Genomic DNA, 8,661 nt, shown 5'->3' with positions numbered 1-8,661 from the left:
TGACGTTGACGCGTTCGGCGCGCAGCCCCATCACCACGGCTACTTCCTGCTTGAGGAAGTCGAGCAATTCAGCGCTGGGCACAGCCTGGCCGGAAGCCGGGGCCTGTGACGCGGTCCGAGCAGTGACAACGGGCTCCGGGACGGCGGCAGGAGCGACCGGTGCCGGGTCCGACGCGGCCTGGTGCTGCACGGCGGGATCGGCAACCTGGGGCGGTGCGACGGGCTCGACGATCCGCTCCTCACGGACGGGGACCTGGCGCCCGGACTGGCCGCCACTGGTCAGATGCTGCAGCAGCGGAGCTGTCGCGGCAGCCGGATACGCACGGGCCCACGCGGGCCAGTCGGCCGGCAGCACCGCGGTCTGCAGTCTGCCCTCGGCCAGGATCCGGCCCAGCAGCGCCAGTCCGTCAGCCGGGCTGAAGGACGCCATGCCCTGCGGCAGCAGAGTGCGCTCGTCCTCCTCTTCCTTGCGGGCCACCATGCCGACGCTGTCCCAGAAACCCCAGTTGACGACCGTGGCGGGCAGCCCCTGGGCATGCCGGTGGTGGGCCAGCCCGTCGAGGAAGGCGTTGCCGGCCGCGTACCCGCCCAGCATCGGAGAACTGAGCAGGGCCGAACCGGAGGAGAACAGCACGAACGCCTCCACCGATTCCTCGCTCAGGATCCGGTGCAGGTTCCACGCTCCGGAGACCTTGGCCGCCAGCACCCGGTCCATCTCAGCGCTGCTCATGTCGCTGAGCGGGGTGTAGTCGATGACCCCGGCCGCGTGGAAGACACCACGTACGGGCGGCAGTCCGGTGCGGCGCCGCGTTTCGAGCATCGTCTGCATGGCCTGGGTGTCGGCGACGTCCACCGCTTCGTACGTCACGTGCACGCCGCGTTCGCGCAACTGCCTGAGTACGGCGACGGCTGCGGCCTGCGGGTGGTTCGCGTCCACCGCCGTGTCCCACGCCGGCAGCGCACTGCGACCGGTGAGCAGTAGGTGCCGGGCTCCCTGGTCGGCCAGCCACAGCGCGAGCTGTCCGCCGATGCCGCCTGCACCCCCGGTGAGCAAGTAGGTGCCGTCGGAATGCACGGTCACGGCCTGGCCCCGGGGGCCGCTCGCCGGTACGGAGGGCGTCTGCCCGAACGACAGGACGATCTTGCCGGTGTGGCGGGACTGGGCCATGAGCCGGAACGCGTCGGCGGCCTGGTCGGCGGGGAACTCCGTGTGCGGCAGGGGCTGCAGGTCGCCGCTGTCGACCAGTGCGGCCGCGGCGCGCAGGATGCGTCCGGCACGCTCCGGCGCGTTCTGGATCATGTGGACGACGTCGACGGCGTGGAAGGACAGATTCCGCGCGAAGGCGCCGAGGGGCAGCGGGTTGTCGTCGAGGATGTCGCGCTTGCTCAGTTCGAGGTAGTGCCCGTAGGGCGCCATCAGGGAGAGGTTGGCCGGGATGGCCTCGCCCGCCAGGGTGTTGAGGATGACGTCGAAGCCGTTCTCGCCGACGGCGGGGCGGAAGGTGTCGGCGAAGTCCAGGCTGCGCGAGTCGGCGACACGGTCCACGCCGAGCTTGGCGAGGAGTTGGCGCTTGGCGTCGCTTCCGGCGGTGGCGTAGATCCGGGCGCCCTTCCAGCGGGCGACGTTCAGGGCGGCAAGTCCGGTGCCGCCGGTGGCGGAGTGGATGAGGATCTTGTCGCCGCGGTCGATACGGGCGAGGTCGTGCAGCGCGTGGTAGGCGGTCAGGTAGGAGGCGGGCAGCGTCGCGGCCTGCGCCGAGGTGAGGCGGGCCGGCTTGGGAGCGGTCAGGCAGGCACGCGTGACGACTTCGCCGGCCAGGGAGCCGTCGGCGAAGGCGATGACCTCGTCACCGACGGCGACGTCCGTGACATCGCTGCCGGTCTCGGTGACGGTGCCCGCGCACTCCCAGCCGAGTGTCGGCGGCCGGTTGTCCTGTCCCGGGTACATGCCCAGGGCCAGCAGCACATCGCGGTAGTTGACGCCTGCGTGGGCGACCTGGATACGGACCTCGTCCGCGCCGAGGGAACGCGAGGGGACATCGAGCAGTTGCAGGTCGTCGATGACACCGGGTGCGGGCAGCGACAGTGCCTGCGGCGTGCGGGCGGCGGCGTCCGCCGGGCGCAGCCGGGCCGCAAGGCGCCGGCCGTCGCGCAGCGCGATCTGGTCCTCCTGGTCCGCGTGCAGCAGCAGCTGTGCCAAGGCGGGAATGCTGGCCGCGGACCGGTCGAGGTCGACCAGGCGCGGATGCAGCGCGGGGAGCTCGGCTGCCAGAGTGCGGCCCAGTCCCCAGAGCATGGCCTGGAGGGGGTGGCGTACCCGCTCCGTGCTGTCGGCGGCCTGGGCGAGCTGGGTGAGAAGCCACAGCGGCGGGTGGCCGAGCGACTCCTTCTCCAGGGCGTGCGTCAGGTGCAGGACGCTGTGTGTGGCCAGCACCTGGGCGCGGCGGATCTCGGTGGGCGTGGCGTCGAGACCGGCCTGGGCGTCCAGTGCCCACAGGTGGATGATGCCGTGGCAGGTGCCGTACCGGGCGACGTCGACCAGGACCTCGCGGTAGTGCCCGTCGTCGGACGGGTCGATGCGGTAGCGGTCGCCGCCTCCGGCCAGCTGCCCCGCGCTGGCGGTGACGGCCACCACGCGCTGTCCGCGGCCGGTCAGTTCCCGGACCAGGGCGCGCCCGGTGGAGCCGCTGTCGGTCAGCACCAGCCAGAAGCCGTCCGGATCGGCGGCGGACGTGCCGGGTGCGGGCAGGGGTGCCTGGTCCCAGGTGAGAGTGTGCAGCCAGGTGTCCCGGGCGTCGGCGTGTCCGGCCGGGATGGAGGGGGTGGGAGGCGGTGTCACGGAGTCCTTGGTGTGCGGGTCGAGCGGGGCGGGGGCGTGGCCGGCCAGGTACTGCAGGCGCAGGCCGCGCATCTGGGCGATCAGCGTGCCGTTGTCGGCGCGGATGTCGATGTCGGCGACGAAGGAGTCCTCGCGGGCGGACGGCAGCAGCCTGGCGTGGCTGAACAGCGAGGCGGGCGGCTGCTGGTAGAAGCGGACCTCGTCGATGCCGCCGAGGACGAAGACGCCTTCCTCACCGGGAACGGTCAGGGGGCGGGCGGCGGCCATGGAGTGGCCGCTCGCGTCCAGCAGCGCGGGGTGGAAGTGGTGGCGTGCGAGGCCCTCCACGAGCGGGGTGGGGCAGGTGAGCTGGGCGAGGACTTCACCGTCGGTGCGCCACAGTTCGGTGATGCCCTGGAAGGTGCCGTTCCACTGGTTGCCGCGTTCGGCGTTCCACGGGTAGAAGTCGTCGGCGTCCTGGTGCTGCGGCAGGCGGGCGCGGATCGACTGGAGCGGTTCGCCGGGCTGGGGTGCGTCGCCGGGCAGGGCGCGAGCGGTGGCCTCGGTGTTCAGGGTCCAGTCGTCGGCGTCCGCGTCCTGGCTGTCGATGCGGCAGTGCAGTGAGCCGTCGGGGTGGGGGGTGAGGGTGACCCGGACCTCGGGTGCGGGTCCCTCCTCGTCCAGGAAGAGGGCGCGGTGGTAGTGCACCTCGCTCAACGACAGTGCGCCGGTGCCCAGTTCGGTGCGCGCGGCGGCGTTGATCAGTTCCAGGTGGGCGGTGCCCGGCAGGATGATGGTGTCCTGGATGCAGTGATCGCGCAGGTAGGCGTTGTCGGTGAGCCGCAGAGGGCCCTGCCAGACGCGGGTGGTTCCCTCGGTGGGGACCGGTCGGCCCAGCAGCGGATGCGGGGGCTGCGCGGCGGGCTTGGGCTCGGCGGGTGCCGTGGCGGCGGGAGCTGCGGAGATGGGGGCCGGGCTGATCCAGTGGCGGGTGCGCTGCCACGGGTACGTCGGCAGCGGTACGTAGGTGCCGCCGGCGGTCAGCGCGCCGAGGTCGAGCTTGGCGCCGGCCGTGTGCAGGGCGGCGGCGAAGGTCAGCAGGGCGGTGCGTTCGTCGGAGTTGCGGCGCAGGCTGCCCACCGCGGTGGTGTCCGTACCGGTGGCGACACGGCTGGTCTCACGGATACCGGTCACGAGCAGCGGGTGGGGGCTGACCTCGACGAACACGGTGTTGCCCAGGCCGAGCTGGCCGCGGACGGCGCCGACGAAGTCGACCGGCTGGCGGATGTTGCGTACCCAGTAGTCGGCGTCCATGCCGGAGCCGTCGATCACTTCGTTCAGGAGGGTGGAGTGCAGCGGAATCCGGCCCGCGCGCGGGGTGAGATGGGACAGCTCCGCGAGCAGGTCGTCGCGGAGGGCGTCCATCTGCGGGCAGTGCGAGGCGAAGTCCACATTGACGCGACGGTTGTCGACACCGCGCTCGTCGAGGGCGGCCAGCACCTGCATGAGGGCGTCGACGTCGCCAGACAGCAGGGTGGACGTGGGGCTGTTGATGGCGGCGATCGCCACCTTGTCCTCGTGACCGGCCAGTGCGGCGGCGGTCTCGTCCGCGGGCAGGCCGACCCAGGCCATGGTGCCGCGCCCGGACAGGCGCTTGGCCAGGCGGCTGCGCCGGCAGATGACCGCTGCGGCATCCGGCAGCGACAGCGCCCCGGAGATGTAGGCGGCTGCGGACTCACCCATGCTGTGGCCGATGACCACATCCGGTTCGATGCCCCAGGACCTCCACAGTTCGGCCAGAGCGATCTCCATGGCCCACAGGGTGGGCTGGATGACGTCGAGCTGCTTGAGCCGCTCCTCGTCCGCCGAGCGCAGCAGTTCGATGACCGACCAGCCGGTCTCGGCCTTGATGGCTTCGTCGCAGGCCTGCATGGTCTGGTGGAAGACCGGTTCGGTGTCGAGGAGTTCGCGGCCCATGCCCGGCCACTGCGAGCCCTGGCCGGGGAAGACGAACGCGATCCGGGGAGAGGCTTCCGGGTCGGTGTAGTCGCTGAAGGACAGCCCCGGTTCGTTGTCGCCTTCGGCGAAGCCCCGCAGCACGGCGGCGGCCTCGGCGTGGCTGTCGGTGGCCAGCGCGAGCCGGGCGTCGTGGTGGGTGCGGCGCTGTGCTGCTGAGTGGCTGATGTCGCGCAGGGAGTGCCGGGCGCCGGGGCCTTCAAGGTGGTCGGCCATGGCGCGGGCGGTGTCGGCGAGGGCTTCGGGGCTCAGGGCGGACAGCACCAGCAACTCGCTGCGGGAGTCCGGCGTCGTGGCGTCGGCCGTGCGGGTGGCCGGCTCGGGTGCCGCTTCGAGGACGAGGTGGGCGTTGGTGCCGGAGAAGCCGAAGCTGGAGACCCCGGCGATGGCGGGCCGGTCCCGCTCGGGCAGCGGTGTGGCCTCGGTCGGCACGGTCAGCGGCAGGTTGTCCCAGTCCACGGCCGGGTTGGGGTTCTTCAGGTGCAGGTTGGGCGGGACCGTCTTGTTCTCCAGGCACAGCACGGCCTTGATGAGGCCGGCGATTCCGGCGGCTGCTTCGGCGTGGCCGATGTTGGTCTTCACCGAGCCGACCAGGCAGCGCTGGTCGGGTGTGCGGGGGCCGACGATGTCGGCCAGGGCCTGCAGTTCGACCGGGTCGCCGACGCTGGTGCCGGTGCCGTGGGCCTCGATGTAGTCGATGTCGGCCGTGACGACGCCCGCGTCGGCGTAGGCGCGGCGCAGTACGCCGAGCTGGCCCTCGACGGCGGGGGTGACCAGGTAGCCGCTGCTCTGGCCGTCGTTGCCGACGGCGGAGCCGCGGATGACGGCCCGGATGCGGTCGCCGTCGGCCAGCGCCGCAAACAGGGGCTTGAGGATGACCGCGCCGATGCCGTCGCTGCGGACGAAGCCGTCGCCCGAGGCGTCGGCGAACTTGCAGCGGCCGTCGGAGGCGAGCATGCCGGCGCCGGAGTAGACGACCCCTTCCTCCGGCAGGAGTACGAGGTTGACGCCGCCGGCGATCGCCAGCGGGCATTCGCCGAGCCGGATCGCCTGTACGGCGTTGTGGACCGCGACGAGGGCGGAGGAACAGGCGGTGTCGACGGTGAAGCTGGGCCCGCGCAGGTCGAAGGCGTACGACAGCCGGCCCGAGGTGATGGCGCGTGAGGCGGCGCCCGTCATCGCGTACAGATCGAGCTGCTCGCGGTCGTCGTACTGCAAGTGCCAGTAGTCACCGCCCAGTTGACCGATGAACACGCCCGTGTCGGTGCCCGCGATACGGGGCAGGGACTGGCCTGCGTCCTCAAGGGCTTCGTAGGCGACTTCCAGCAGCAGCCGCTGCTGGGGGTCCATGCGGTCGGCCTCGCGGGGGGAGACACCGAAGAACTCCGCGTCGAAGGCGTCGATGTCGCGCAGCAGCCCGCCCCACCGGCTCACTGTGCGGCCGGGCGTACGGGGCGTGGGGTCGTAGACGGCGTCGATGTCGTAGCGCTCGGACGGGATGTCCGTGATGGCGTCGCGGCCCTGGATCAACATGTCCCAGAGCTGTTCCGGGCTGGTCGCATCGGCGAACCGTCCGGCCAAACCGATGATGGCGATCGGTTCACTGGCGGTCTCAGCCGCGCGGGTGGAGTCGTGAGGCATGAATGTCCTTCCGGGCATGGCGAAGCCGTTCACTGGTGAAGCAGCACGGAAGGAAGCGCGGTACGGGCGCGGCGAACCGGCAGCAAGAACCGGCCCGGTGGCGGGCGCACATACCGAGGACACAGCGGGAGTGAGGCGGGAAAGAGTCGGCTCCGCTGGCTGAGCGGCCATGTGCGGGGCGAGCGCACTGACCGTTCACGGGCCGGGCGCGGCTATCGGCACAGCCGCTGATCCCCGATGTCATTGTGGCACTGGGCGGATGGGCCCGGTGCCGCTAACCCCGCTGTTTCGACATGTATCGAGATTGGCCCGGCGCATGAGCTAAACGCAACGCGGCGCGGAGTGAGGCTCGTCACAACTCGGCAGGCCCAGGTATGAGGTTGACATTCATCGAAGCAGAGGCGACGCTGGGTCTTTGATTCGTTGTTTATCTATATAGGCGGTCGTGATGCGCTTCCCGCGCCGCCGTCCGAACCGCCGCGACAGGAGCCGATCCTGATGAGCGAACCCGCCGGTCCCGCCGGTGCCGGGCAGACCAGTTCCTGCTGTGCCGCGATCGACGCATGGCGGCAGCGGGCGCAGCAGCGAACCGAGCAGCACGCACAAGCGGACAGCGAGGAGGACCTCGCGACGTCCTCGACCGACTCCGCGCGAGACGCCTGATCCCGCCCCGCCCCTCGTGAAAGGACACCACACCGTGGTCGACCTCAGCCCCGACCGTCTTCCCGTCGCCGTCATCGGAGCCGGCCCAGTCGGCCTGGCCGCTGCGGCGCACCTGGCCGAACGCGACGTCCCCTTCGTTGTCCTGGAGGAAGGCGACGCCGCGGCACCGGCCGTGCAGGCCTGGTCCCACATCCAGCTCTTCAGTCCCTGGGAGTTCAACACCGATCCCGCCGCCCGCCGTCTCCTCGCGGCTGCCGGATGGGACGAGCCCGACGCCTCCGCCCTGCCCACCGGCGGCGAACTCGTCAAGCACTACCTCCAGCCGCTGGCCGAACTGCCCGCCCTGGCTCCCCACATCCGCTACGGCACCGCCGTCTCCGCCATCAGCCGACTGGGCATCGACCGCCTGCGCACCGCCGGCCGGGAGGCAGTCCCCTTCGTCCTTCGCCTCGCGGACGGTGACGAACTGCTCGCGCGCGCCGTCATCGACGCCTCCGGCACCTGGCGCCAGCCCAACCACGTCGGCGCCAACGGCCTTCCCGCCCACGGCGAGCAGGACGCGGCCGCCTGGATCAACCACGGCCTGCCCGACGTCTTCGGGGCCGACCGCGACCAGCACGCCGGCCGCCACACCGTCGTCGTCGGCGCCGGCCACTCGGCGGCCAACACCCTGCTCGCCCTGGCCGAACTGGCGGACACCGCACCGGACACCACCATCACCTGGGCCATCCGCGGAGCCGACCCGGCTGCCTCCTTCGGCGGTGGCGGCGACGACGAGCTGCCCGCACGCGGCGCCATCGGCTCCGGCCTGAAGATGCTCGTGGACACCGGCCGTGTCACCCTCGCGGCCAACTTCCGCGCCCACGCCGTCCGTCCCCTGGGCGCCGATCCGGCGCGCGACCAGGTGGAACTCATCTCCCGGGCACCGGACGGCACCGAGCAGACCCTCACCGCCGACCGGATCGTCGCGGCCACCGGCTTCAGGCCCGACTACAGCATCGCCGACGAGCTCCGCCTGGAGCTGGACCCGATCATGTCCGCGCCCCGCGCGCTGGCACCGTTGATCGACCCCAACCAGCACTCCTGCGGCACCGTCACCCCGCACGGCTACCGCGAACTGGCCCACCCCGAACCGGGCTACTTCGCCGTCGGCATGAAGAGCTACGGGCGCGCCCCGACGTTCCTCATGCTCACCGGCTACGAGCAGGTCCGTTCCATCGCCGCGGCTCTCGCCGGTGACATGGAGGCCGCCCAGTCGGTCGAACTGCAGCTGCCCGAGACAGGGGTGTGCTCGGTGACGGCCGGGGGCGAGGCACTCGCACTGCGCCTGGGCCTGACCCAGGAGCAGCACGAGCAGCTCCTCCACGTCACCGCCAGGCACCTCGGTACGTCGGCCACCGCGAACACCCAGTGGAAGGTGCCGCCGACCTCCAGGGTCTCCAGCTTCTCCCCCCGCCCGGTGCCGAGCGCCGCCCCGCCCACCAGGCTGAACGGCACGTCGCTGCCCAACTCGGCGCAGATGG

At 71.6% G+C, this 8,661-nt stretch carries 2 protein-coding genes and 2 pseudogenes; 2 read left to right on the top strand and 2 right to left on the bottom strand.

What is annotated here, in order from left to right; all coding sequences use genetic code 11:
• On the bottom strand, window positions 1–6,475 hold a 6,475-nt coding region (locus ACFWGJ_RS36920), incomplete at its 3' end, for an SDR family NAD(P)-dependent oxidoreductase (protein WP_387333334.1).
• A gap of 498 nt (window positions 6,476–6,973) precedes the next feature.
• Between ACFWGJ_RS36920 and ACFWGJ_RS36915 the strand changes: the two genes are divergently transcribed.
• Together ACFWGJ_RS36915 and ACFWGJ_RS36910 are read left to right on the top strand one after the other, a co-directional pair.
• Window positions 6,974–7,138: a hypothetical protein gene (locus ACFWGJ_RS36915; protein WP_387333332.1), complete on the top strand. Its 165-nt coding sequence runs from the start codon at window positions 6,974–6,976 to the stop codon at window positions 7,136–7,138.
• A 16-nt stretch (window positions 7,139–7,154) separates the two neighbouring features.
• Window positions 7,155–8,087, top strand: a pseudogene (locus ACFWGJ_RS36910) (NAD(P)-binding domain-containing protein); the annotation flags it as partial.
• 440 nt (window positions 8,088–8,527) lie between these two features.
• On the opposite strand, the pseudogene ACFWGJ_RS36905 reads toward ACFWGJ_RS36910, so the two are convergent.
• Window positions 8,528–8,661, bottom strand: a pseudogene (locus ACFWGJ_RS36905) (4-(cytidine 5'-diphospho)-2-C-methyl-D-erythritol kinase); the annotation flags it as partial.

Origin of the sequence: Streptomyces sp. NPDC060205 (assembly GCF_042728395.1) — a bacterium.
In the GTDB taxonomy this organism is placed as follows: Bacteria; Actinomycetota; Actinomycetes; order Streptomycetales; family Streptomycetaceae; genus Streptomyces.
Note: the sequence above shows the minus strand (reverse complement) of the source record. Positions and strands in the feature narration are given on the sequence as shown.